We start from the raw sequence: 24,018 nt of genomic DNA, 5'->3' as shown, positions 1-24,018 counted from the left end.
GGCGATAATTTGTTTTTTTGTGGAGACCTGGTTTTGAGCGTTTATATAAGTGAACCTAAAGAGCCGGCGCAAGCATGTGTCATTTGGATGCATGGTTTAGGTGCTGATGCTTCTGATATGGTTGGTTTAGCCGAACAATTGATGATAAACGATGTGTCGTTACGCCATGTCTTTATCGATGCCCCTTCGCGTCCAGTGACTTTGAATGGAGGCATGGTGATGTCTGCTTGGTATGATATTATAGGAGCGGAATTAGTCGATAGAGAAGACAAACAAGGAATAGAGCAATCAGAAGGATTAATTCGGCGAGTTATTGATGCACAAATACAAGATGGTTTTGAACTGGGGCGGATTATCTTAGCAGGATTTTCGCAAGGTGGAGCTATGGCCATGCATACTGCACTTCGTACTCCTGGCGGATTTGCTGGGGTTGTTGCCTTGTCAGCTTACTTGCCCTTGGCATCTGATACTAAGCCTGTATTAGACCTTAGTACTCCATTTTTTATGGGGTCCGGGCAATTTGATCCTCTTGTTACACCAACGTGGACACAGCAGAGTCGAGATTGGTTATTAGCTAATGGGTATGAGCATATTTCCTATCATCAGTATCCTATGGAGCATTCTGTTTGTTTTGAAGAAATAAAAGACCTTAGTCTTTGGCTTAGTAAGCAGGTTCAAGGAGTTTTACAATGACTACAGTAAGAAGATCACGAACAGTCTCTTATTCCTGTGAGCAAATGTACGGTTTGGTTAATGAAGTAGAGCTTTATGCAGAGTTTTTACCTTATTGTTTTGAGAGTAAAGTGCATCATAGGAATGTTGATGAAGTACAAGCCACTTTGGTAATTGGGGCCGCAGGCATGAGCAAATCATTTACCACGCGCAACTTATTACAAGAAAATAAAATGATAGAAATTCGTCTAGTTGATGGACCTTTTAGTCACTTAGAGGGATTTTGGCGCTTTGATGAAGTCGCAGGTGGATGTCAAATTTCTTTTGATTTGGAGTTTGAATTTGCGGGAAAGATATTTTCTATGTTACTAGGTCCAGTATTCGATCAAGTGACTGATAAAATGGTTGATGCCTTTTGCGATAGAGCTTTAGCTGTATATGGTAAAAGTTGAATTAGTGTATGTGCCTAAGGATAGGCCTGCGATACAGATCACAATGGATTTAAAACAGGGCACAACAGTAGCTCAAGCGCTAGCTGAATCTGGTATCTACAATCTATATCCTGAAACTAAAGACGTGTCCGTAGGTATTTACGCAAAGAAGGTGTCTTTAGATACCATCCTTAAAAATGGCGATAGATTGGAGCTATATAGACCTTTAGTATCGGATCCTAAAGAGAAAAGACGTCAGCTTGCGCGTGTGAAAAAATAGAATTCAATTAATGGCTCATTTTGATGGTTATGGGCTACGGAGTTACCTCCCTTTATTTTAATAGGACAATGATATTCATGTATAAAAATGAATCAATCATTGTCTTAATTTATCCAAAATATGATTTTACCTTACTCTCATGTGAATTCCATATGTTAATTAATTTTGTTTGACGCTATGATAAAGCATATTTAAGACAGGTGATTGAAATAATGGATTTATTTCTGCTAGTGTTGGTTGCTTTCTTTTTTTGTTTATGTTTTGTTCTAATTCTTTTTTTTGATTCTCTATCACGGAGTGATGAATGATTTTTTATATCGTTTGCGGAATAGTAACTGTGCTCTTAGGAGGGTATTTATTAACGGTGTTATTTAAGCCTGAATGGTTCTGATTAATATGCAGAAAGGACGCTGTAATGACTAAAATAAGTATTTTACAGATAGCTATATACTATCTGGTTCTTCTGGCCTTAGTTAAGCCTTTGGGTTGGTATATGGCGTGCGTCTATGAGGGAAAAGACTGTGCCATAGGCCGATTCATTTCTCCTATTGAGCATTTTCTTTATCGATGCTGTGGTATTGAGCCAGAGCGGGAAATGAATTGGAAAAGCTATTTATCAGCCATGCTGATTTTTAATCTTATTGGTTTTTTTGTTGTTTATTTGATTCAGCGTGTCCAGTTCTATTTACCGCTAAATCCGCAACATTTTTTTGCAACTTCCTCTGATCTCTCTTTTAATACAGCAATAAGTTTTGTGACCAATACTAATTGGCAATCCTATAGTGGCGAAACCACTATGAGCTATTTTACTCAAATGATAGCGCTCACAGTACAAAATTTCCTTTCTGCAGCGACAGGTATGTCTTTGCTCGTTGCTTTAATTAGAGGAATTGCACGGTGCGAAAGTACTAATTTAGGTAATTTTTGGGTTGATACCGTACGTGGCATACTTTACATCTTACTTCCTCTTTCATTGTTTTTAGCTATCGTTTTAACCTCCCAAGGTGTCATTCAAAATTTTATACCTAACCAAAAAATAAGCCTTCTTCAAGAAGGTAGCTTTTCGCAGGCTAAGCTCGATGGTTCAGGGCAAATTGTGAAAGATGAGCATGGTAATCCCTTGATGGAGTCCAAGAAAATAACAGAACAAGTGATTCCTATGGGGCCAGTGGCCTCTCAGGTGGCTATCAAACAATTGGGTACTAATGGGGGGGGCTTTTTTAATAGTAATTCAGCACATCCTTTTGAGAACCCGAATCCTTTAACCAATTTTCTTGAAATGTTGGCTATATTGCTTATTCCCGCTGCATTTTGCTACACCTATGGAATGATGGTTAGCGACAAAAGGCAAGGATGGGCATTATTTGCGGCGATGTGCATTATTTTAATTCCATTAACCTTTCTTGCTGTACATATTGAAATTAAAGGGAATCCTGCATTTAATGCTCTAGATGTTAGTCAGTCGAGCGATCATCATTTAGCTGCTATCGGAAATATGGAAGGCAAAGAAACACGCTTTGGTGCTGCTACTTCAGCAATTTGGGCGACCGTTACTACAGCAGCGTCTAATGGTTCTGTCAATGCCATGCTGGATTCATTTATGCCTATGGGTGGTTTTGTTCCGTTATTTATGATGCACTTGAACGAAGTCGTATGCGGTGGGGTGGGGTCTGGTTTATATGGAATGCTGATGTTAGCTATTGTGACTGTATTTATTGCCGGTTTAATGGTAGGGAGGACGCCAGAATATTTGGGTAAAAAAATTGAACCATTTGAAATGAAAATGGCTTCCTTAACTGTTTTAGTGATGCCATTAATCGTTCTTCTTTTTACGGCAATTGCAAGTGTCAGCGCGGCTGGAACTAGTTCGCTTGCTAATCCCGGTGCTCACGGGTTTTCTGAAATACTTTATACCTTTACCTCTATGGGGAATAATAACGGTAGTGCCTTTGCCGGACTCAATGCTAATACTTATTTTTATAATGTAGTTGGTGGTTTGGCCATGCTTATTTCGCGGTACTGGATTGCCATACCTACCCTTGCCATTGCTGGTTCTTTAGTGAGGAAAAAGAGGATTCCAAGTAGTTCTGGTACTTTGCAAACGTATACTCCATTGTTCATCATTCTCTTAGTTAGTGTAATCTTTATCTTTGGAGCACTTTCATTTATACCTGCACTAGCCTTAGGTCCAATTGTTGAACATCTTCTGCTTTGGGGGCAATATGGCCACTAAATTATCTTTGTGGGATTTTAATATTATAAGATCCGCCATAGGCGACTCATTTGTAAAATTGACACCGCGTCATCAAATAAAAAATCCGGTCATGTTTACCGTATATATCGGTTCTATTTTAACTACCATATTGTTTATTCAATCTTTAATTAGTCAGGGTGAAGCTCCGCCAGTATTTATTTTATCCATCACACTTTGGCTGTGGTTTACTTTATTGTTTGCTAATTTTGCGGAGGCTATGGCTGAAGGTAGAGGAAAGGCGCAAGCGCAGTCATTACGTAAAGTTCGCGGTGAAATTCAAGCAAAAAAATTAGCACATCCTTCCAAAACAGCAAAGTATATTTTAGTGAAATCTACCCTTTTACGGATGGGAGATATTGTTTTAGTTGAGGCGGGTGATTTTATCCCTAGTGATGGTGAGGTCATAGAAGGAATTGCTTCGGTGAATGAAAGTGCGATTACTGGGGAGAGTGCCCCTGTGATTCGTGAAAGTGGTGGCGATCGAAGTTCTGTTACAGGGGGGACACAAGTCATTTCAGATTGGCTTATCGTCCGAATTAGCTCAAATCCCGGAGATACCTTTTTAGATAGAATGATTAGTTTAGTTGAGGGAGCGAAACGACAAAAAACACCTAATGAGCTTGCTTTAACTATCTTGCTGGCGTCACTTACTTTTGTTTTTTTGCTTGTTTGTGCCACCTTACTTCCTTTTTCCATTTATAGTGTTAACACAACGGGGTCCGGTCATGTAGTTACTATTACTGTGCTCATTGCCTTATTTGTTTGTTTAGCGCCAACTACTATAGGGGGATTACTTTCTGCTATTGGTATTGCAGGGATGGATAGAATGATTCAGGCGAATGTAATCGCTTTATCTGGTCGTGCTGTTGAAGCAGCTGGAGATGTAGATGTTTTGTTGTTAGATAAAACAGGTACTGTGACCCTAGGCAACCGTCAAGCCACTGAGTTTATTCCTGCGGAAGGAGTCTCTATTGAGGAGTTAGCAGATGCTGCGCAAATCGCATCTTTAGCTGATGAAACACCGGAAGGACGCAGTATTGTTATTTTAGCTAAAGAAAAATATGGTCTTCGTGGCCGTGAAATTCATAAATTAGAAGCGACTTTTATTCCTTTCTCAGCTGAGACGAGGATGAGCGGGGCTAATTTGGCGGGGCGACAAATACGTAAAGGTTCTGCTGATGCGATTATGGAGTATATTAAAGAGCGGGGGGGGGCGTTTCCCAATTCAATACAAGAAAATGTGGAGCTTATTTCTCGTAAGGGCGGAACAGCTTTGGTTGTTGCTGAAGAAGCTCGAATCTTGGGGGTTATTTATCTCAAAGACATAGTGAAAGGGGGAATACGAGAGCGTTTTGCTCAGTTACGTCAGATGGGCATAAAAACTATAATGGTGACCGGGGATAATCCATTAACGGCGGCCGCCATTGCCGCAGAGGCGGGGATTGATGACTTTCTTGCTTGTGCAAAACCCGAAGATAAGTTGAATCTAATTCGTAAACTTCAAGATCAAGGACATTTAGTTGCAATGACTGGTGATGGCACTAATGATGCTCCTGCTTTGGCTCAGGCCGATGTCGCTGTAGCAATGAATACGGGTACCCAGGCGGCAAAAGAGGCGGGCAACTTAGTCGATTTGGATTCTAATCCAACAAAACTTATAGAAGTCGTTGAAATTGGCAAACAATTATTAATCACTCGCGGGGCATTGACAACTTTTAGCATTGCAAATGATATTGCTAAGTATTTTGCTATTTTACCTGCTGCGTTTGCTACAACATATCCTTTATTAAACGTATTAAATATCATGCATCTTGCAACACCTCAAAGCGCTATTTTATCAGCAGTTATTTTCAATGCCCTAATTATTATTTTTTTGATTCCCTTTGCTCTTCGGGGCGTTAAATATCGTAGTTTATCCGCTTCACGATTATTGCGTTCGAATGTATTAATTTATGGGATAGGAGGACTTATTATTCCTTTTATCGGTATCAAGATAATAGATCTATTGTTAGTGGGGCTAGGTTTGTATTCCTAAAGGATAAGATATGAAGAGATTACAGCTGGAAGTAAAAGACTTAAAAATAGCGTTGCGATTATTTTTTTTCTTGACGATATTGACTGGGATTATCTATCCACTTGTAGTTACTGGGCTAGCTCAAGTTTTCTTTCCACACCAAGCTAATGGGAGCCTTATCAAACAAGGCGATAAAGTCGTTGGTTCTCGGTTAATCGGGCAGTCATTTACTGAAGCAAAGTATTTTTGGGGGAGACCGTCTGCAACGAGTCCTTTTCCTTATAATGGTGAGAGTTCCTCTGGGTCTAATATGGGACCTTCCAATCCTGCTTTTATTAATCAGATAAAAGAGCGCGCTCAAACGTTTCGCCAATTTAATACCAATAAAAACTTATCCGTACCCGTTGAGTTGGTTACCGCCTCAGGCAGCGGCTTGGATGCAGAAATTAGTCCCTGGGCTGCTTTTTATCAGATCCCACGAATTGCAAAGGCGCGTCATCTGCAAGAAATAAGCTTAGCTCACTTGATTCATCAACACATACAACGCCGTACTTTGGGCATCTTAGGAGAGCCCCGCGTCAATGTATTGCAATTAAATTTAGCTCTTGATGAATTGGGGGCGCAACATGGGTGAGTCTCGTCCCGATCCAGAAAAAATTCTGCGTAAAGTACATGATGAGGAACGTCGGGAGCGACAAGGTAAGCTTAAAATTTATTTAGGGGCTGCTCCTGGTGTTGGCAAAACTTATGAAATGCTACGTGATGCTTTTGCTGAGCGGAATAAAGGTTTGGATGTGGTTATCGGTGTCGTTGAATCTCATGGACGGGAAGAAATAAAACATATGATGATGGATTTTGAAGTCTTACCACGCCAAGTCATTTATTATCATGAGAATAAATTAGAGGATTTTGATATCGATGCGGCGCTAAAAAGGAATCCTGGTTTAATCCTTATTGATGAGATGGCTCATACCAATGCTCCAGGGCAGCGTCACTCCAAGCGATGGCAAGATATAAAAGAATTACTTGATAGGGGCGTTAATGTTTATACAACGCTTAATGTGCAACATATAGAAAGTCTTAATGATGATGTCGCACAAATTATTCAAGCACCTATAAAAGAAACCGTTCCTGACTTCATGATCGATAGAGCGGATACCATTGAGTTAGTGGATATTCCTCCTGAGGATTTATTGAAACGCTTGCATGAAGGAAAGGTTTACTTTGCACAACAGGCAGAAATTGCGGCAGAGAATTTTTTTCGTATTGGCAATCTTATAGCTCTTAGAGCCTTGGCTCTACGTGTGACTGCCGAACGAGTGGGGGCGGAGGTTATATCATATAGACATGACAAGCATATAACTAAAATTTGGCCCACGAAAGAAAAAATATTAGTTTGTGTTGGGCCGGGTAATGAGTCCTTGAAGCTTATTCGTGCAGCAAGGAGAATGGCTACTAATTTACATGCAACGTGGATGGCCGTTTATGTCGATATTCCACGTTTAAGATCATCTGAAGAAATTAAAAACAAAGCAATTCAAAATTTACGTTTTGCTCAGCAATTAGGGGCAGAGACACGTTTTTTGTCGGGAACCGATATTGTTAAAGAGATAATGAATTTTGCTCATGAGCAGAATGTCACTCAAATTATGGTATGGAAAACAATTCGTACTCGACCCCGAGATTTATTTTTCCGTCATTTAGCCGATGAAATCGTTCGTTATAGTGGTGAAATTGATGTCTTTATTATGACGGGTACTCGAGAGCAGACAAAGCTAGCTAAAGAGTTTAGGACGGAACCAGAGGTTTTCTGGTCAACCTATGTTTCCGCTATAAGCATAGTCGCAGTGGCAACATTGATAAACTCTCTTTTATCCCCTTATGTACCCATGCTCAATTTAATCATGGTGTATTTACTCAGCATCATCATTGTATCTCTTTATGGGCAGCAAGGGCCTTCTCTTGTTGCCTCTCTTTTAAGTGTATTGGCCTTTGACTTTTTCTTTGTCTCGCCGACATATAGTTTTGCAGTTAGCGATCTGGCCTATATTTTCACTTTTGTTATCATGTTTTTTATGGCTCAAGTCGTTAGCTCATTAACTATTATGATACAGCGTCAAGCTGAGGCCGCGCGTTTTTCTGAGCAACAAGCGTCCGCATTGTATAAATTGACTCGCGATTTGGCGAGTACTCGAGGTACCGATAAATTGTTGGAAACAGGACTTCATTTTATTTCACAACAATTTGCTAATAAGGTAGTCATATTTTTTGCCGAAAATGGTCATTTGGTTTTTCGGGATAAAGCTCATAACTATGAGCCCCCAAGTCTTAAGGAGCAGAGCATTGCTCAGTGGGTTTATGATTTAGGACAGCCTGCAGGTTTAGGGACTAATACATTGTCTTCTGCAGAAGCGTTATATCTACCGTTAACCGGTGCGGAAAACTCTATTGGTGTTTTGCGCCTTGGTCCTATAAAGCAAAAAAGATTATTGACTCCTGAACAAATGCATCTACTAGAGGCCTGTACCAGTCATCTTGCTCTAGCTATAGAGGCGGAAAGAACTCATGAACAAAAAGGAAAATCGGCTTTGTCTCGAGATAAAAATTTTATGGATAATGCCTTATTACGTTCTATTGCTCATCAACTACGAGCCCCTTTGGCCGCGATTATGGTTGCCGCAAATAATCAAATTGAATTAGCTAACAAATTAAGTACTAACAAGATTAGATCATTAGGAAAAGATATTTATTTTGAATCAGAGCAATTAAGTCGTTTAATTAATAATTTCTTACAAATTACTTATCTTGAGTCTAGAGCTGCAAGAGTAAATAAGCAGCTTAACTCTTTAAATGATACTCTGAATACAGTACTGGAATTATCTCGTTTAAAACTTGGAGGTAGGACCATTAATATTAATATACCAGATGATTTTCCTGTTCTTTATTATGATAATGCGTTAATTCAGGATGTGCTTATTAATTTGATAGATAATGTGGTTCAATTGACCCCTAAGGATTATCCTCTTGATATTACAGCCGTTCAAAAGGATGCCCTAGTTGAAATAAGCGTGGAGGATAATGGGGCTGGGATCATGCCTGATGAGATGCATAAAGTATTTGAAAAATTTTATCGAGGACGAATGATAACCTCTGAGCGCGGCTTAGGGTTGGGGCTTACCATTTGTCATCGTATTATCAAAGCACATGGAGGTACCATTTGGGCTGAGAATCGTAAGCAGGGTGGAGCTGCTTTTCGTTTTACATTACCGTTGAAAATCAATCACGATCTGCCAGAAGTTTAGGCAAAAGCGGTTAAAGCTCCGTCTCTTTAATATACGTTTAATAGTGATACATTAATATATTGAGTCTCTAATGTTATTTATACTTGATGAGCTCGTTTCTGTTGTACAAAGAAATATGCGAGATCAAATTTAAATAATTAACACCTTAGCTCCAGGATTGGCTTTTACCCAATTAGCCACATACTCGATATGGTTATTTTTGCCAACAGCAATGCATCCACGCGTTGAGTTTGGTAAGTTGCTTAACCAGCTAAATAAACTAGATGACTGAGTTGGTCCATGGATCCCTACATCTCTACCTGTATATCCTGCCGCTAATTGCTTTGTAGTCGGATAGAGAATTGGAATAAAGACTTTAAATTGATTGGATTTTCTTGGATGAGCTAACCCATATAAACCAATTGGAGTTTTATTATCCCCCGCGTGTTTTTTACCGACACCTTTGTATCCTAGAGCTACTTTAAAGGTCTTAATTACAGTGCCGTGTTTACAAATATTTAAAATTTGCTTTGTGGTGTGTACATTGATTCCGTTTGATAAAGGACAAGTCGCAGTGCTAGCGAATAAAGCGACAGGAAAAAAAATAGAGATCATTAAATAAATTGCCTTTATTTTCATATAAGTAGACTAATATTATTAAAATTGGGTAATAATTATTCCATAATATTGCATTTATTCATAGGGGTTGGTAGGTTAAATCTTTCACCAACAGTCATAGCGAGAAAGCCTAATTGGCGCTAATTCTTTGATTTTAACTAGTGTTTTCGGAGGAGATCGCAACCATGATGCCTTGGTTCGAAGTCCATTTGAACAAGAATAAATATTAATAGAATCAGCAGATTGTGAGGTAACAATTTTGCCAATTACTGCCTAAAACAGTATAGTGCGGTCACAGTTACGTCATGTTTCCGTCATCTGCTTAGTGCACATGGCGAGTCATTGTTAAATAATGCTTACGAACTTGTAGTTAAAACTATTAAGCAAGAATAGGGGGTAAATGAAGAGTAATCATTGCGAGGATAAGCGTTATAATTTTTTTAGCTGCTAACTGGAAATTTAATTATCCTAAATTTGGCAGTGTAGTCATGGTTCGTAGTAGATTCAAGGATTATAGGCTTTTACTCTATCTTTACCCTCTTCTTTAGCAGCATAGAGTGCATGGTCTGCGGCCTTTATTATCTCTTCAATAGTAGCACCATGTTGTGGAGCTTCTGCTATTCCAATGGAAATGGTAATGTTCGGCAATGGCCTGTCTTTATAATAAGCCATTATATTTTTTAACTGCTCACGGAATTCATCCATTTTATTAACGGCATTATCTAAGGTGATATTGAGTAATACCACGACAAACTCCTCGCCACCAAAACGAAAAGAAATATCAGTTTCACGAAAATATTTAGTTAATAATTGCCCAAGTGATTTCAGCACCTCATCACCCGCCAAGTGACTATAAGTATCGTTAAATTGTTTGAAATTATCGATATCTAGCATGGCCACGCATAGTGTACTTTTCTTTCGTGCAATTCGAACTAATTCTCGCGATAAAAATTCATTTAAATATCGTCGATTATATAAGTTGGTTAATGGATCATGTAATGTGAGCTCGCTTAATGAGGCGCGTAAATTAATATTAGCTAACGCCAATTTAACAATATTGCCAAATGAAGTTGCCATATCCTGTTGGTGTTGTGTTAGTTTTTTACCTTTTGGTGCCAACAAATGAATTACGCCAATTAATTCATTTTGTACCATTAGAGGTAATGCAATATAGCCTCCTTCGGGGAGTGTTAAATAATGATTACAAGGTACTGCTTTTTGGGGATCTTCAACAAGATTAGTATTAGCTTCACGGATCGCAAAACAATCCATTGGAGAAAATAGCTTTGGTAATAATTGATCTTGTCCCCATTGAATTACGGTTTCCATTTGGTTGGACGACTTATTAAAAACAGATAAACCACCACTTAATTCAGGGAATAAGTCTTGTGCAATTAAATTGATTCGTGGATAAGCCTCTTCTCCTGTAACACAAATTTGCAGGGAGCGATTTAACTTATTTAATAAATTTTCATCATGTTCGAGTAGCTTTAATTCATTTAAAGTCTCCATCGTTTTCTTATTAAGTTGACGCATTTTTTCTTCATTTTGAATGCGATCACTGACATCTTTCATTTGCATAATAAAATTAATCGGCTGACCTTGGTCGTTTCGAATCAGTGAGGAACTTACCATGGACCAGATAATACTGCCATCTTTGCGGATATAGCGTTTTTCCAGGTGAGCAATACGCAATTCCCCATTGATGAGTTTACTCATGGCATCATTAGTCATAGCTATATCAGCAGGGTAAGTAATTTCTAACATGTTTTTGCTATGTAATTCATCATCCGTATAACCTAATATTTCTTGTAGCGTCTGGTTGGCATGTATAAATTTTCCTTCTGGCGAGACAATCGCCATGCCAATGGGGGCATTTTCAATAGTATTACGAAAACTTTCTTCGCTGCGCTTTAAATCAGATAAAAGAGTGGTACTGTATATTTGTAAGTAAATTGATTTTATTAATGAGTGATGAGCCGCAGCGGCGCTCAGGAGCATTACAGTAAAATAAAGCAAGGCAGCCGGCAATAGAATAGGTGACAGCGAAGGTAAAATAGACACGGATAAAAAGAGCATTACCAACCAAATTGGGATCATAAAACTAATGTAAGCTAAATGGAATGATATCAATTTAGATATTGGTGCTCCGAGCAAACCGGTGAGATATATAAAAATAACTAAACGAATAAGTGGATCTTCTACAAGGAGAAATAGTAATCCTCCTAAAGCCCACAAAATGCCTGATAGCAAATGATTCAGTATGAAATAATTTTCCCAAAATCGTCGATGAGGCAAATTACCTTGTTTTGTTCGTTGGCAATAATTAAGATAAAATATAGCTTTTAGTAGATGATTAAAAACGAACATCAACGTAAACCATATTGCCACAAAGCGAGGGTTACTAACTTTATTCCAGAGAATAGAAGCCAATAAGATAGCTGCAAAAAAATCACCAACGATTAAAGTCGAATAATTTTTATAGGCCTCGGTGACCAGTTCGTCTTCTATTTGTGATTGGGGAACACCTGGGAAGTCCATTTAAAATTTATCCTTATGAGGTATTTTAATTTAATTATAGCCTTAAGTTATTTACTGAAATTAAAATGTTTAGCGTTTGTCCCCATTTAGATTTTTACCTATAGGCTTATTCAGCAGATGTCCATATTCTGTAAAGGTGATAATGTATATTCAGAGATCTCATGTTTTCCATTATTAATTGATAGGCTTCGTTGCAAAAATGAATCGACTAAAAAAATCATAAGTTTTGGACATCTCTTAACTGTATTGAGCAAATGGTTCATCAATAAAAGACACTTCAGTACGTGTATCATACATCCAACTATTGAACTTAAACATACGCATGATTTCAAATCCTTTAATAGTAGCGTAAGCCGTTTTCATGGACTGAAATCCTCGGAATGGATTAATAAGGCTCTTAAGCTTTCCATGATCTGCTTCCAGACGATTATTACGATATTTTATTTGTAAGGCAATGAACACTAATTTTTGAATTTGTTCAATATTTTGACATTTTTTGTTGGTTTTATTATAATCCGGAATGCTTTTATTTTTAAACCTATTTTGAAATGAAAAAAGAAATGTCTACTCCAGCACCAAATTCCCAAACAAGTAATGAGCAGTTTGCAAAAGCTATACATGAGATTGTAATAAAAAAGGAAAAAAAATTTACCAAGTGTGAAAAATGGCTTGCTAATGATGCAAACATTAATAACAGATTTATGTTTCCAATCCACATGTATCTTAATCAACCAACCACTTCGAATGTAACTTATGAGTCAGCGTTAAGCTATGCTGTTAGAGCAAGAAGATTAGATTTAGTGACTTTTCTTTTAAGAAATAAAGCCGACCCTGAATCAAGAGATAATGCAGATAAAACTCCTCTCATGCATGCTTGTGGTAATGGTGTCGCTAACTCTGTATCTGGCCTTAAAAAATATTTTCCAATTATTCGTGAGCTTTTAAAATTTAAAGCCAATCCCAATGCCACTGATAAAGACGGGCGTTGCCCAATGTATTACACATTTTCAACTTTCCACAAGGAGTTTCTTAACGGTCAGATTGTGGCAGCTGAACTCATTGCAAAATTATTAGTTAATAATGGTTTTGCAGGCGAACCTACAAATATAATTAAAAAAATAGGCAATGTGATTTTGACGGATGGAAAGACCGAAGTAATCACGGCAGTTGAAAACATTTTAAACCCTCTACGACCTGCTATTGAGCGCAATAAAGCGTACACAGAAGGGGCATTGGTAGGTGCATTTGATAGAATTTTTCCAGCAGAGATATCTATGCATATTTCTACTTTTTTCGGTGGCTATGTTGGAAAAGCTGAAGGCATGAAAATTGCAGCAACGTGCAAAAATGCCAAATATTATGCAGAAGAAGCTCTGATAGGTAGCGAGCCGGAAGGATTAGAGGGATGGGATGAATTAGAGGAAGACCAACCAAAGAGAAAATGTGTCATGCAATAACATCAGTGTTACATAAGTACTATCAGTATAGGACTTAACTCGTTACTAAGAGTCTCATTCAGAAGTAGTTCAATATTTATTTAATTCCGTTAACTTTTGGCATGGGATTTTTTCTTCATTAGGGCGTAAGTTCCGGAGCACTAAGCCTTTTGTGACTATTTCTCAGGAACAAGTCGCGGCACGTAGGCGGTGGAGTGTACATAATATTTATTTCTTATTTTAGGCAGAATGAATTAGAGTAATAAATGAAACTTTCGTTAATCCAACTGAAAGATAGTCATTACTCCATAATCTTGCTTGAAAAGGATATTTACTATGAAAAAGGAAACAGAAAAAAAGGAAACGGCTCTAGTCTCTGGAGTTGCTCATTCGTATGCAACTGGCTGGCCAATTAATGGTGCAACGATAACAGTGATTGAAGATGAAACTATCAAATTGACGACGGATTCAGCAGGGAAATTTGGCCCTTTTGAATATCCTATTGGACAGCCTATAACTCTGGTTTTTGAAAAAACAGGTTCTCTTTGGTCAGGATATAAAACAACACAAACTTCCACGATGATTGTTACATCAGAAGGCTTCAATAATAAGGACTATCTAAAAAATATTACATTTCAAGTGCCATCCAACATAGTTTACAAATTCCTTTTTTTGGCTATGGGGGTAACAGAGAATCCTGAATTATGTCAGATTGCAACCACAGTGACCGCGCTAAATAAAACTATTGAAGATATTCCACAAGGGATTGCGGGGGTAACAGTAGAGATAACCCCGAAAATAGATAAGAATCCTTTTTATTTTGGTACAGTACCAATTCTTGATATAACAAATCCCTTTGTCAGAACATTAAGCGCTACAACAATGGACGGAGGGGTTGCTTTTCTCAATGTTCCTGAGGGTAAATATGTACTAGAAGCCCGAAAAGAGGGGATGACTTTTTCTCAAGTAGAAATTCAAGCTCGCAAAGGAGTTCTTGTAAATGCAAGTCCGCAGCGTGGCCTTACTCAGCAGCAAGAATTCAAGCCAAATTCTTATGTTTTTTTCCAGCCAGCGGACGCAACCGAAAATATTTGCATTTCAGACGAATACCAAGGAACTTTTGCTCTTGATAGAAACCATTAAAGATAGCTATCGCCATTTGATTACTAGTATCCATAGGATGGTGAAATTGCTTTAAAAGTTGCAATCGAAGGATTTATGTTTTATTGGCTATGATTTTATTTGGCTCATTCTCAATAACTACGTGGATAGTGCTTTTGTTAGGTGTTTCATGCTTCATGGTATGATCAAGCGCATTAGCGTAAGACTCAGAGTTGTTGAAAATGAGGTCTAACAATAAAAGAGTAGATAAGTACCGCTTAAGGTATGCTCCTAATAAGTTAATCCCATTACATAAACAACATGGATAAGGCCATTCCAAGCATCATTAAGTTTTCGGTGAGTGAAATAAATCCGAGAGGTACGTTACTGTCACCGCCAACACAGGCGCATTTCAGTTCACGTTTATCAATATAAACGGCTTTAAACACGGAAAGAGCGCCTGCGGTTCCGATGAATAAGGCAACTGGAATGGAAAGCCAATTTAAAGCACCTGAGATCATCAATATCCCTGCTAAACATTCAGTAAAGGGATAAATGTAGCAGTAAGGAATCCAGCGTTTAGCTAAGAGGTCGTAATTTAGAAACATCGTTGAGAAACTTTCGATATTCTGTAGTTTTAGCAGAGCAAGAACTGTCATGCTAAAGGCAATAAACCGGCTTAAAGCACCTGGCGCAAACGGGCTGCCAGAGAAAGCATAGCTTGTCGCCATTGCCATTAGCGCAGTAACTGCAAAAAGTGCAATAACTGGGCGATAACTTATCTCTTACTTTCTTTCCAAAGTGACGTCGTAAATCGTCATAACCACCAATTCGTTCACCGTTGATAAAGGTTTGCGGAGTAGTTTTTACATCGTGCTTTTCCTTAGGAAAATAAATGAACTCTTCAAGAAAAATCCAATCTATTAACGACATTCAGGAAAAGATTAAAAGTTGGGTCTGCAGTGTCGGCATAATCAAAAAATTACTGCGATATTCTTATAAATGATATTTCGTATAGCATATTTAAGATGTTAGTGGAGTCTCAACCTCGTGTCTCACAGAGAAGGTACTCTAATAGCTAGTTCAAAGTCTATTCTACGCATTCGAATCTAAAAACTCTTCCAGGGCTGATTGCGGCCTGTTTCCCATAAAATTGTTTTTCATATTATTTTTAAATGTGACAGGAACACCTCTAATAGCAGTACCACAAACATTTTCAAATTTATCATTTTCCAGTTGATAGAAAATCCAATCTCTGTATTTTTCTTTGTCAGAAACTTGTGCGTAAACTGGCAAAAAAGCCTTGCAGTGTGAGCACCATGATGCATGAACTAATAAGACCGTTTTAGGCATTGCTAAAGCAGGGCAATCTCTGCTAGTGAATTGTCTTAGGGTGGCGAAAGACAGGGTCGGAGTCAGCGTTATTAGAGATATAGCTAGCAACTTTGCTACATTTTGCATTTATTTCTTATTCTGGATTTTATTTCGATGAGAGATGATAAAGTATATGAGCGTTCAGATCAATTAGAAGGAAATAGCTCTATAAAGAGGGCAGGGAGCTTAACCCGCGGCGAATTTAATTCGTTAGTGCTACATTTAGAGGGGCTTGGCAGGTATTGCTTTGGGCTGAATGAGCTAATTCATCTAAATCAATTGCTTTAGCATTTATAATGGTCTAAGTGATTTTTATATTGCATTTTGTTGCAATAAAAGTACAATGTGATGCATAATTTTCATTGTCCATGAGTAGTAATGACATTCACTGTCTCTTCTAATCCAATTACCCCTGATTTTGAAGAGGTTTGCTCTCAACAATCGAAGAGTAAAAATGTTAAGGAGCAATTATTTCCTGCGAGAAAATTATTTTATTCGTTCTATCTCATAATAGATGCTAGTAAATTGTCCTTTAGTACAATTAGATATCTATTTGATATGTATTTTTCTAATACGGATGCCGCGACGCAAGCAATGCAAGAATGGATTAGTTCACCCGTTGGCTTCTCAACGATAATGCTCAGTACATCCTCATTTATTATTCTTTCTTTATTATCCAATCATCTTAAAGAAAAAGACAAAAATTACTTAATATTACTTTGGCCCTATGCTCGTGAGGCAATGAAATGTTTAAGGAACACCTACCGTGCAGTGCAAAGTACTTTGACCTTAATTTGTTTTTTGGATATGGGGGATCTGCGTAATTTTATTGTTTCTACTAGCCTATTATTAGGTGCCGCGGCTGTTCTTAATCGAGTTTGGTTTCGATCTATTGCCTCACAGCGTACAAAGATAATGGATGAAAATAAAAAGCTTTTAGCTGAAATACAGGCCGCTACAGAGTTAGATGAACTCAAAATTAGTCAGTTTATTAACCGTATACAAGTACAATCGCAGCAATTGAGAACACAATTATTGTGTTCTGCTCTAGTTAGCGGGCTAATTGATGGTTTAAATCCTTATATAGGTATTTTAATTCTTGGTTCTGTAACCCCTTCTTCGTTAGCAGTAATTACCGTTTTTTGTATTATCTATTTCATCGCGACTGTGGCAATCAAAATCTATGACGAACTTAAGACGCAAGAGCAATTAGAAAATCAGGAAAGAGAAATTCATCTTGCTTTACTTGAAAAGCAAAATCTCACTATTGGTCATAGACCGGTTATTGAAATCGCACCAACACCAATACTAATTAGCGGTTTAAAAAATGGAATGACGGGCTATAAATGCATCATGCTTACTATCAGTACCATTCTTTTTCTTTCTCCTATTAAATTTAAATCTATAGAACCTATCAATCGAGCTATATTAGGTCTTGGCTCATTATTCATTTTCTTAACTCACGCTTGTTTTTCCTCTTTTATGAGCCAAGTAAAATGTGATAAGGATCAAGTAATGAACGTTGACTCGTCCCTTTCATCGCCTTTAGTTCAGAGCGAAAGAGAGCTTGATTTAAAGACAACGGATGATTTTTGTAATACTAAGGCTCGAACATACACTGAGGTAGATAGGATAAATGGCGACTTGTTCCTTGAAGAGAAATCAGAGTTTTATTTGAAGAAGAACAGTGTGTTTTCTACTAATAAGAATGCTTTTTTTCCTTATAGGTCTAATGAGAATGAAATAGAGGTTTATCAACCTGCATTAAATGTAAGGGTTGGTCTTTGAGGGAACCGCTTAGGTCAGGATAATGTAAATTTTAAGTAATAATTCCTATAGGAGCCCCCAGCGAACTAGAGCTTCAGGGTTCCGCAGACAAGTAACGGAACCGTAAAGGGGATTATGACTCATTAATGCGTTGTACTTTATTTAGGGCTTATGCTCTACACGGGCTAAAGAACCTCTAGAAAAATATAGACTGACATGACGAATTTCTATGGGACCAGAACCTTTGCGCCAAGTGTAAGCATAATCCCAACGGTCATTATTAAAAGTTGGGCTGATGATGCTGGTGCCCATTAAGATGGCAACGTCATCTTTGCTCATCCCTATTCTTAAGCGTGATATTTTATCTTGTGGCAATAAGTTACCTTGTTGCGCTATACGCCGCGAAAAATCATAGGATGTACATTGTGTTAACGTTAAAGAGACTATAATAATACTAAAAAGAAGGGTAATTATTCGCATTTTTTTGCCTATGATGAAAAATTTCGCCATAATAACATGTCGTTTATTGAAAGACACCTGCAATCAGGTGCAAATCTATTTTAGTTAAGGAGTACCAGTGGAAGAAAGTAAGCAATTAAAAAATGTCGGATTAAAGATTACTTTGCCACGATTGAAGGTACTGCAAATATTAGAGCAATCCCACAATCACCATCTAAGTGCCGAAGGAGTTTATAAAGCATTATTAGAGACAGGAGAAGATGTAGGTTTAGCTACTGTTTATAGAGTACTGACTCAGTTTGAAGCAGCGGGATTAGTGTCTCGTCATAATTTTGAAGGTGGTCATTCAGTTTTTGAACTGAGCCAAGGACCTCACCACGATCATTTAGTTTGTGTCAAATGCGGACTCGTTGAAGAGTTTGTCGATGAAATAATTGAGCAAAGACAAAAGGTAATCGCAGAACGAGCTAATTTTAAAATGACAGATCATGCTCTTAACATTTACGGTATCTGTCCACGCTGTCTTTAGTAATTAACTACCAACGTGCAATGTAGCTTTTAGATTATACTTAATGATATTTAGGTATATAAGGATAGTGTTTATGTATGATGATATACGCGTTCCCTACCAAGTAGGTCAATTATCTTCTCTGCAACTTGGTGGCATCATCATGGATAACCAGTTGATTGCAGATGCGCCGGTCAATTTGGTTTTAAAAGCACTGAACCGGCATGGATTAATTGCAGGGGCTACTGGTAGCGGTAAGACAAAAACTATTCAAGTACTCAGTGAACAATTATCTTTACTTGGTGTTCCTTCTTTAGTGATGGATATTAAAGGAGATATTTCGGGGTTGGCAATGCCGGGTGAGGCAACTGAAGCAATGCTTACTCGGAGTAAATCATTAAATTTGGATTACGTACCACGAGGTTTTCCGGTAGAGTTTTTAACGTTAAGTGAGTCTCATTCTGGTGTTCCGTTGCGCGCAACAGTTTCTGGCTTTGGGCCATTACTATTCTCACGGATGTTGGGTATCAATGAAACACAAGAAGGTGTCGTTACCGTTTTATTTGAATATGCCAAAACAGAGCAATTGCCACTAATCACCTTAGCTGATTTGAAGAGCATATTACAATTTGTGCAAACTGATGAAGGAAAAGCAAAAATTGAGGCACAATTCGGTAATGTTGCTGCATCTTCCACGGGAACTATTATGCGCAAGATCATTGAGCTGGAAACTCAAGGCGGAGATGAGTTTTTTGGCGAACCCGCTTTTGATGTGGGGGATCTGGTGAGAGTAAATGCTCAAGGGTTGGGCATTATCTCAATTCTGCGTTTGTTAGATATGCAAGATAAGCCTAAACTATTTTCTACGTTCATGCTGAAGTTACTATCGGATGTTTACAGAAAAATGCCGGAGTTAGGCGATCCAGAAAAACCTAAGTTAATTTTATTCATTGATGAAGCTCATTTGATTTTCAATAATGCAAGTAAGGCCTTGCTAAGCTTGTTGGATACAATGGTAAAATTAATACGCTCTAAGGGTATTGGATTAATTTTTTGCACACAAACACCAAACGATATTCCAGAAAATGTGTTAAGCCAGCTGGGCTTAAAAATTCAGCATGCTTTACGCGCCTTTACTGCAAAGGATAGGAAAGCCATGAAATTAGTGGCACAAAACTTTCCTTCGTCAACATACTATCAAACAGAGCAATTGCTTACTGCTTTAGGAATAGGTGAAGCATTAGTAAGTGCTTTAGATGGCAAGGGCCAGCCGACCCCGTTAATTCAATGTATGGTGAGGGCGCCTGAATCAAGAATGGGGGTCTTGAGTGAGCAAGAATTAGCAAAAATTGTTGCTGTATCCTCGATCTATCCTCACTATAGTCAAAGACAAGAGCAACGCTCTGCCAAGGATATTTTAATGGAACAAAAATCAACGGTCATATCTGCTTCTGAAGTATCCAGTAAAGAGTCCAAGGCAACGTCTATGATTACCCTTGTCACCAAAAACACGTTATTCAGACAGATCGTTCGTCAATTAATACGTGATATGACCCGCGCATTGATGTCTCTTTTTACGAAAAAGCGTTAGATGTGTTTAGACAATATGGTGTTTCTCAAATAGGCTTGAGCTCTTACGTCGTTACCTGGGGATACAATTCGGAGAAAGCCTTATTAAAGCATCAACCTACCTATTTAGCTAAACAGCCAGAAGATCTGTTAACTATCTGCTTGGGCCTGCAAAGGAGTGAAAACCTTGATTTCGCTGGGCGCATCAAGGCTACCCTAGCTAAGTGAGTAGAAGCTTATTTTATAAGGAGCGACAGAACGCTCTTTATCAAAAGAGGGGAGCGGTACATCTCTTCTCTCCCTTAATTATAAAGGGAGAGAAGAAGAAAAAAATCAATTCGTTAATAAGTAACGCGTTGACGCTGTGTTATTAATCGAGGTTGATCGAGTAGGAATAGCTGCCAAGACCATCATAAGTAGTATCCAAATAACGCATACCGTTGCATGAAGCGCTAACTATTGGATGATTCATATATGGGCCATCTTTAATGTCTAGTACACACCAATGTTCTTGGTCATAAGCAACTGTCACATGAGCATAACCAGAGCGGCAGAAATAAGAGTCTCTAACAATGAAACTACGTGGTCCAACAATTTGCAATATAACATCTTGCTCACTAAAGCCACTAACGACATAGATGCCAGGATGTGATTGATCGCTTAAATGAAAATAATCCTTATAATCACACCACATTTTATTATCATTGGCATATGCATTCATCATAAAAACACTACTTGCAGCCAGTAATATCCATTTTTTCATTTGATGGTACCTTATTGTTGTTAGAACTAGAATGGCATTATAGGGAAACATTGTGTATGAAACAACCATGTTGTTTCTTTATTTCTTAATTTTTTTATCGATTTTATCTATGAGAGTCCAAAGTATTTAAGTTATTGTTTACAAATAATATTTAAATTACATGAACCGATGTTATATTGGACTTCTGTTCATGCTATTCATAGGCTGGTATCCTTAATTAAAAATCTGCCAGAAAAAGATTATGCTTAAAACACCTTTCGTTCTTCATCCCCTTATTGGTAAAGAAATACAACTTGAACCACTCGAAAAAGATCATTATGAGTTTTTGCGTTATGCAGCAAATGATGAACGTATCTGGATCTACATGCCGATGAAAGCTTATGGTGATTTTTTTGATAATTGGTTTAGTGAGACCTTAGTAAAACAAGAAAATGGGACGCAAATTACTTATGTTGTGCGGCGTTTATTGGATCAGCGTATTGTAGGTAGCAGTGCTTATTATGACATTGAACTATGTCATAAGCGCCTAGAGGTGGGATATAGCTGGTTTACTCCTGCTGTATGGGGAAGCAGGGTGAACCATGAGTCTTTGTGGTTATTGTTTCAACAGGCGTTTGAACAGTGGCAGGTTAATCGGATTCAAGTTGCAGCCGATCCTAAGAATAAGCGTTCATATAACACCCTAAAAAAATTAGGAGCCAAAGAAGAGGGTTTTTTGCGCCAACACATGATTCATCATCATGGGTTAATCACTGATACAGTTATTTTTAGTATTTTGGCTAATGAATGGCTCACGGTAAAAGAAAAATTATGGAATCGTATGTATAATAGTTAGTCTAATATTGATTGTTTTGCTCTGTATAATCAACTTTTAGGCTAAATAAATTAAAATTAGTTTTTTTATCATAGATATCAAGACCTTCTTTTTGTTTTAATTGACGGGTTAAATATAAAGATAACGGGAGGCCTATGATTTCTATAAATACTTTAAAACCCCACATATTAGTTATAAAAAAGAATAAATAATGGTTATCCATTAAGCCACCAAAGGCAATTATCCCAAAAAGCAGGCTATCAACGGCGGAAGCAATGCATGTTGAGGCAATAAAACGCATAGCCAATTTATTTCCAGAATAGTAAATCTTTAATTTTGCCATGAGCATTGAATTCAGTGGTTCGGAGCATAAATAACTGAGCGCCGAGGCGATGATAATTCTAATATTCATCGCCTGAATCTCATCGAACTTATGATTGTTCTCTAATGCATAATCAGGACTGGGTAGATGAATGATTATCTGTCCATAGAGAATAAAAACAGCATTGAATAGAAAACCACACCAAATCGCTCGACGAGCATGCTGGTATCCATAGACCTCGGTAATTAAATCAGAAAGAAGGTAGGTTAGGGGAAAAATTAATGTTCCTGCATCAGTATCCAGTGAAAAAATACGGATTAATCGCACGTCAAACCAATTGGCGAGAACAATCACCATACTATAGGAGAGTATTAAAAACCATAAAAATGCAGGTTGCGGTAATGAGACAGGTGTTTTTCTTGCAGCATTCATCCCAATCCTACTGAGTTAACTTGATATTATTTCTATATAAAATAACGGGATTGTATCAAGAAAGTGCTGTGATTCAACATTATTTTGGGATGAATATGGGCGGATTTTTTCTTGAAACTCATAGGAGGATCATACTGAGCTTATGATGATCCTCGGTTGTAAAATTTTCAATGAGATCTCATATTACCCTTTTCTTAAAGAGGCCCCTTGCGTGGCTGGTTCTGGTGGTATTGACGCTTTTCTTGTTTTTACTAAAGTAAACCAGCCTATAACCATAATGAGTAATAAACCTATAGAAACGAATGGTCTGATGGTAAACCAGGCTATAGCCGTCGCTATAAGCCAAACACTGGCGCCACATAAAAATGAAATTAACCCTGTTCCAAAGCCTACAATAGAACCTAAAAAAGGGAGAACATCTGCTAAAACAACTAATGGATTCATGATTAAGGAAAATCCTATGATGAGCATGGCTAATGCGACTGCCCGTAAAACCCAAGTCATGAGTTTGTTTTGGGCCTTCGCATCATCAATCATTTGATCAGAGGAATGTTGCCCTGTTGACAATAACATGATGTCTTCTCCAGCTGGTGCATGATAAGGCTGGAGTGTATTTCCTGTTTGTTGAGCAATAATGCTGACATCTTGAGGATAGGCGGCGGTAACTGCTATGCGCAGATCACCTGTTTCGGGAGTTTGTGAGTTTTGTCCTAGATACAATTCACTATTGCTTAATTGAACAGGTTTATTGGATTGTGATTTGAGTGACTCCTGATTTACTTGGGCTAAATTAACGGGTTGGCTCACATTGATTTGTCTAATAAGTTCTCCAGGAAGTATAAAGTCGCCTAGTGTTACTTTAGTGGCATATTGTAATTGGGATTGAATGGACATCGATGTAGGGTTTTGGTGTCCTGCTTGATCATGGAATGTTGAACTATCAATGAGATGATTAGACCAGACCTTATTGTAGGTATATGTTTTGGTTTGTTTTTCTGAACCACCTATTTGCTTTTCTGTTTTAGTTTCGCTATGTTCCTGCCATTGATACATTTCTACTTTACGATCTAGGTTAATGGCGGTGACTGTTATTCCCAATAATGGATCTACTAGTTTATCATTGGTAGTGGCTAAACCGCTCAAATAAACAACCTTTAAGTTATTTTGATTGTTAATTGGTGCCTTGGCGACGGGAGTGACTGCTTTTCGTGTTTGTTCTAGAGATTGTGCAGTATGTAAACTGTGACCTTCATTCCAGAAGATAAGTACAATGGCTCCAATAATTAAGGCAATTCCGACAAGAATACCAATAAGAGCATTTTTTAAACGAGTGAACCATGAGGTTGTTGTTATTTCTTCTGTCATAATAGGTTACTCCCTTA

21 protein-coding genes and 3 pseudogenes are annotated in these 24,018 nt (G+C 37.9%); 15 read left to right on the top strand and 9 right to left on the bottom strand.

What is annotated here, in order from left to right; translation table 11 throughout:
* Positions 1-45 precede the first annotated feature (45 nt).
* The 8 genes from LFA_RS12610 to LFA_RS12580 all read left to right on the top strand — a co-directional run bounded on the left by LFA_RS12610 (position 46) and on the right by LFA_RS12580 (position 8,953).
* Complete coding sequence (locus tag LFA_RS12610) at positions 46-693, top strand: alpha/beta hydrolase (RefSeq protein WP_172653497.1); 648 nt, start codon at positions 46-48, stop codon at positions 691-693.
* A complete protein-coding gene (locus LFA_RS12605; RefSeq protein ID WP_045096515.1) occupies positions 690-1,124 on the top strand; it encodes a type II toxin-antitoxin system RatA family toxin in 435 nt (144 codons plus the stop codon). The genes LFA_RS12610 and LFA_RS12605 overlap by 4 nt, the downstream gene beginning before the upstream one ends.
* Complete coding sequence (locus LFA_RS12600; RefSeq protein ID WP_045096514.1) at positions 1,111-1,383, top strand: RnfH family protein; 273 nt, start codon at positions 1,111-1,113, stop codon at positions 1,381-1,383. Before LFA_RS12605 ends, LFA_RS12600 begins: the two co-directional genes overlap by 14 nt.
* 304 nt (positions 1,384-1,687) lie before the next feature.
* Positions 1,688-1,774 carry a K(+)-transporting ATPase subunit F gene (gene kdpF / locus LFA_RS20635; protein ID WP_084602175.1) on the top strand — a complete coding sequence of 29 codons (87 nt, stop codon included), beginning with the start codon at positions 1,688-1,690 and terminating at the stop codon, positions 1,772-1,774.
* A gap of 24 nt (positions 1,775-1,798) precedes the next feature.
* Positions 1,799-3,616, top strand: coding sequence for a potassium-transporting ATPase subunit KdpA (gene kdpA, locus LFA_RS12595; RefSeq protein WP_045096513.1), 1,818 nt, complete (start codon positions 1,799-1,801; stop codon positions 3,614-3,616).
* On the top strand, positions 3,606-5,672 hold the full coding sequence (gene kdpB / locus LFA_RS12590) for a potassium-transporting ATPase subunit KdpB (RefSeq protein ID WP_045096512.1): 2,067 nt from the start codon (positions 3,606-3,608) through the stop codon (positions 5,670-5,672). The genes kdpA and kdpB overlap by 11 nt, the downstream gene beginning before the upstream one ends.
* A 10-nt stretch (positions 5,673-5,682) precedes the next feature.
* Positions 5,683-6,285: a potassium-transporting ATPase subunit KdpC gene (gene kdpC, locus LFA_RS12585; RefSeq protein WP_045096511.1), complete on the top strand. Its 603-nt coding sequence runs from the start codon at positions 5,683-5,685 to the stop codon at positions 6,283-6,285.
* Entirely contained in the window at positions 6,278-8,953 is a 2,676-nt protein-coding gene (locus LFA_RS12580) for a sensor histidine kinase (RefSeq protein ID WP_045096510.1), read from the top strand. Before kdpC ends, LFA_RS12580 begins: the two co-directional genes overlap by 8 nt.
* Positions 8,954-9,082: 129 nt before the next feature.
* On the opposite strand, the gene LFA_RS12575 is transcribed toward LFA_RS12580, so the two are convergent.
* Entirely contained in the window at positions 9,083-9,571 is a 489-nt protein-coding gene (locus LFA_RS12575; protein ID WP_045096509.1) for a L,D-transpeptidase family protein, read from the bottom strand.
* Positions 9,572-9,859: 288 nt separating this feature from the next.
* Here LFA_RS12575 and LFA_RS20360 point away from each other — a divergent pair.
* Positions 9,860-9,943: pseudogene (locus tag LFA_RS20360) on the top strand (hypothetical protein); the annotation flags it as partial.
* A 111-nt stretch (positions 9,944-10,054) separates the two neighbouring features.
* Here LFA_RS20360 and LFA_RS12570 read toward each other — a convergent pair.
* Both LFA_RS12570 and LFA_RS19525 read right to left on the bottom strand, forming a co-directional pair.
* Positions 10,055-12,091 carry a diguanylate cyclase gene (locus LFA_RS12570; protein ID WP_045096508.1) on the bottom strand — a complete coding sequence of 679 codons (2,037 nt, stop codon included), beginning with the start codon at positions 12,089-12,091 and terminating at the stop codon, positions 10,055-10,057.
* A 237-nt stretch (positions 12,092-12,328) separates the two neighbouring features.
* A pseudogene (locus LFA_RS19525) lies at positions 12,329-12,538 on the bottom strand (DDE-type integrase/transposase/recombinase); the annotation flags it as partial.
* 113 nt (positions 12,539-12,651) lie between these two features.
* Between LFA_RS19525 and LFA_RS12565 the strand changes: the two are divergent.
* Together LFA_RS12565 and LFA_RS12560 are read left to right on the top strand one after the other, a co-directional pair.
* Complete coding sequence (locus LFA_RS12565) at positions 12,652-13,548, top strand: ankyrin repeat domain-containing protein (RefSeq protein ID WP_045096507.1); 897 nt, start codon at positions 12,652-12,654, stop codon at positions 13,546-13,548.
* A 315-nt stretch (positions 13,549-13,863) separates the two neighbouring features.
* Positions 13,864-14,670: a peptidase associated/transthyretin-like domain-containing protein gene (locus tag LFA_RS12560; protein ID WP_052673963.1), complete on the top strand. Its 807-nt coding sequence runs from the start codon at positions 13,864-13,866 to the stop codon at positions 14,668-14,670.
* A gap of 266 nt (positions 14,671-14,936) precedes the next feature.
* Here LFA_RS12560 and LFA_RS12555 read toward each other — a convergent pair.
* Together LFA_RS12555 and LFA_RS12550 are read right to left on the bottom strand one after the other, a co-directional pair.
* Positions 14,937-15,513, bottom strand: a pseudogene (locus LFA_RS12555) (MauE/DoxX family redox-associated membrane protein); the annotation flags it as partial.
* Between the two features lie 210 nt (positions 15,514-15,723).
* Positions 15,724-16,089: a thioredoxin family protein gene (locus tag LFA_RS12550; RefSeq protein ID WP_045096506.1), complete on the bottom strand. Its 366-nt coding sequence runs from the start codon at positions 16,087-16,089 to the stop codon at positions 15,724-15,726.
* A 291-nt stretch (positions 16,090-16,380) separates the two neighbouring features.
* Between LFA_RS12550 and LFA_RS12545 the strand changes: the two genes are divergently transcribed.
* Positions 16,381-17,790 (top strand): hypothetical protein, encoded by a 1,410-nt coding sequence (locus LFA_RS12545; RefSeq protein WP_045096505.1) that lies wholly within the window; start codon positions 16,381-16,383, stop codon positions 17,788-17,790.
* 141 nt (positions 17,791-17,931) lie between these two features.
* Here the strand turns inward: LFA_RS12545 and LFA_RS12540 are convergent, their stop codons facing one another.
* Complete coding sequence (locus tag LFA_RS12540; RefSeq protein WP_045096504.1) at positions 17,932-18,279, bottom strand: outer membrane protein assembly factor BamE; 348 nt, start codon at positions 18,277-18,279, stop codon at positions 17,932-17,934.
* A 67-nt stretch (positions 18,280-18,346) separates the two neighbouring features.
* Between LFA_RS12540 and fur the strand changes: the two genes are divergently transcribed.
* Both fur and LFA_RS12530 read left to right on the top strand, forming a co-directional pair.
* Positions 18,347-18,757, top strand: a complete 411-nt coding sequence (gene fur, locus LFA_RS12535) for a ferric iron uptake transcriptional regulator (RefSeq protein ID WP_045096503.1) — start codon at positions 18,347-18,349, stop codon at positions 18,755-18,757.
* Positions 18,758-18,830: 73 nt separating this feature from the next.
* Complete coding sequence (locus tag LFA_RS12530; protein WP_045096502.1) at positions 18,831-20,327, top strand: helicase HerA-like domain-containing protein; 1,497 nt, start codon at positions 18,831-18,833, stop codon at positions 20,325-20,327.
* A gap of 348 nt (positions 20,328-20,675) precedes the next feature.
* Here LFA_RS12530 and LFA_RS12520 read toward each other — a convergent pair whose 3' ends face one another.
* A complete protein-coding gene (locus LFA_RS12520; protein WP_045096500.1) occupies positions 20,676-21,068 on the bottom strand; it encodes a hypothetical protein in 393 nt (130 codons plus the stop codon).
* Between the two features lie 241 nt (positions 21,069-21,309).
* Here LFA_RS12520 and LFA_RS12515 point away from each other — a divergent pair, with 241 nt between their 5' ends.
* On the top strand, positions 21,310-21,903 hold the full coding sequence (locus tag LFA_RS12515; protein WP_045096499.1) for a GNAT family N-acetyltransferase: 594 nt from the start codon (positions 21,310-21,312) through the stop codon (positions 21,901-21,903).
* 1 nt (position 21,904) lies between these two features.
* On the opposite strand, the gene LFA_RS12510 is transcribed toward LFA_RS12515, so the two are convergent.
* Together LFA_RS12510 and LFA_RS12505 are read right to left on the bottom strand one after the other, a co-directional pair.
* Positions 21,905-22,636: a queuosine precursor transporter gene (locus LFA_RS12510; protein ID WP_045096498.1), complete on the bottom strand. Its 732-nt coding sequence runs from the start codon at positions 22,634-22,636 to the stop codon at positions 21,905-21,907.
* Positions 22,637-22,819: 183 nt separating this feature from the next.
* Positions 22,820-24,001 carry a TMEM43 family protein gene (locus tag LFA_RS12505; RefSeq protein ID WP_045096497.1) on the bottom strand — a complete coding sequence of 394 codons (1,182 nt, stop codon included), beginning with the start codon at positions 23,999-24,001 and terminating at the stop codon, positions 22,820-22,822.
* Positions 24,002-24,018 lie beyond the last annotated feature (17 nt).

Source organism: Legionella fallonii LLAP-10 (assembly GCF_000953135.1).
GTDB lineage: Bacteria > Pseudomonadota > Gammaproteobacteria > Legionellales > Legionellaceae > Legionella > Legionella fallonii.
Note: the sequence above shows the minus strand (reverse complement) of the source record. Positions and strands in the feature narration are given on the sequence as shown.

Bases quoted from the DNA above. Each gene is read 5' to 3' on its own strand.
- LFA_RS12605 (WP_045096515.1), top strand. From the start codon at position 690: ATGACTACAGTAAGAAGATCACGAACAGTCTCTTATTCCTGTGAGCAA.
- LFA_RS12600 (WP_045096514.1), top strand. From the start codon at position 1,111: ATGGTAAAAGTTGAATTAGTGTATGTGCCTAAGGATAGGCCTGCGATA.
- kdpF (WP_084602175.1), top strand. From the start codon at position 1,688: ATGATTTTTTATATCGTTTGCGGAATAGTAACTGTGCTCTTAGGAGGG.
- kdpA (WP_045096513.1), top strand. From the start codon at position 1,799: ATGACTAAAATAAGTATTTTACAGATAGCTATATACTATCTGGTTCTT.
- kdpB (WP_045096512.1), top strand. From the start codon at position 3,606: ATGGCCACTAAATTATCTTTGTGGGATTTTAATATTATAAGATCCGCC.
- kdpC (WP_045096511.1), top strand. From the start codon at position 5,683: ATGAAGAGATTACAGCTGGAAGTAAAAGACTTAAAAATAGCGTTGCGA.
- LFA_RS12580 (WP_045096510.1), top strand. From the start codon at position 6,278: ATGGGTGAGTCTCGTCCCGATCCAGAAAAAATTCTGCGTAAAGTACAT.
- LFA_RS12575 (WP_045096509.1), bottom strand. From the start codon at position 9,571: ATGAAAATAAAGGCAATTTATTTAATGATCTCTATTTTTTTTCCTGTC.
- LFA_RS12570 (WP_045096508.1), bottom strand. From the start codon at position 12,091: ATGGACTTCCCAGGTGTTCCCCAATCACAAATAGAAGACGAACTGGTC.
- LFA_RS12565 (WP_045096507.1), top strand. From the start codon at position 12,652: ATGTCTACTCCAGCACCAAATTCCCAAACAAGTAATGAGCAGTTTGCA.
- LFA_RS12560 (WP_052673963.1), top strand. From the start codon at position 13,864: ATGAAAAAGGAAACAGAAAAAAAGGAAACGGCTCTAGTCTCTGGAGTT.
- LFA_RS12550 (WP_045096506.1), bottom strand. From the start codon at position 16,089: ATGCAAAATGTAGCAAAGTTGCTAGCTATATCTCTAATAACGCTGACT.
- LFA_RS12545 (WP_045096505.1), top strand. From the start codon at position 16,381: ATGACATTCACTGTCTCTTCTAATCCAATTACCCCTGATTTTGAAGAG.
- LFA_RS12540 (WP_045096504.1), bottom strand. From the start codon at position 18,279: ATGGCGAAATTTTTCATCATAGGCAAAAAAATGCGAATAATTACCCTT.
- LFA_RS12530 (WP_045096502.1), top strand. From the start codon at position 18,831: ATGTATGATGATATACGCGTTCCCTACCAAGTAGGTCAATTATCTTCT.
- LFA_RS12520 (WP_045096500.1), bottom strand. From the start codon at position 21,068: ATGAAAAAATGGATATTACTGGCTGCAAGTAGTGTTTTTATGATGAAT.
- LFA_RS12515 (WP_045096499.1), top strand. From the start codon at position 21,310: ATGCTTAAAACACCTTTCGTTCTTCATCCCCTTATTGGTAAAGAAATA.
- LFA_RS12510 (WP_045096498.1), bottom strand. From the start codon at position 22,636: ATGAATGCTGCAAGAAAAACACCTGTCTCATTACCGCAACCTGCATTT.
- LFA_RS12505 (WP_045096497.1), bottom strand. From the start codon at position 24,001: ATGACAGAAGAAATAACAACAACCTCATGGTTCACTCGTTTAAAAAAT.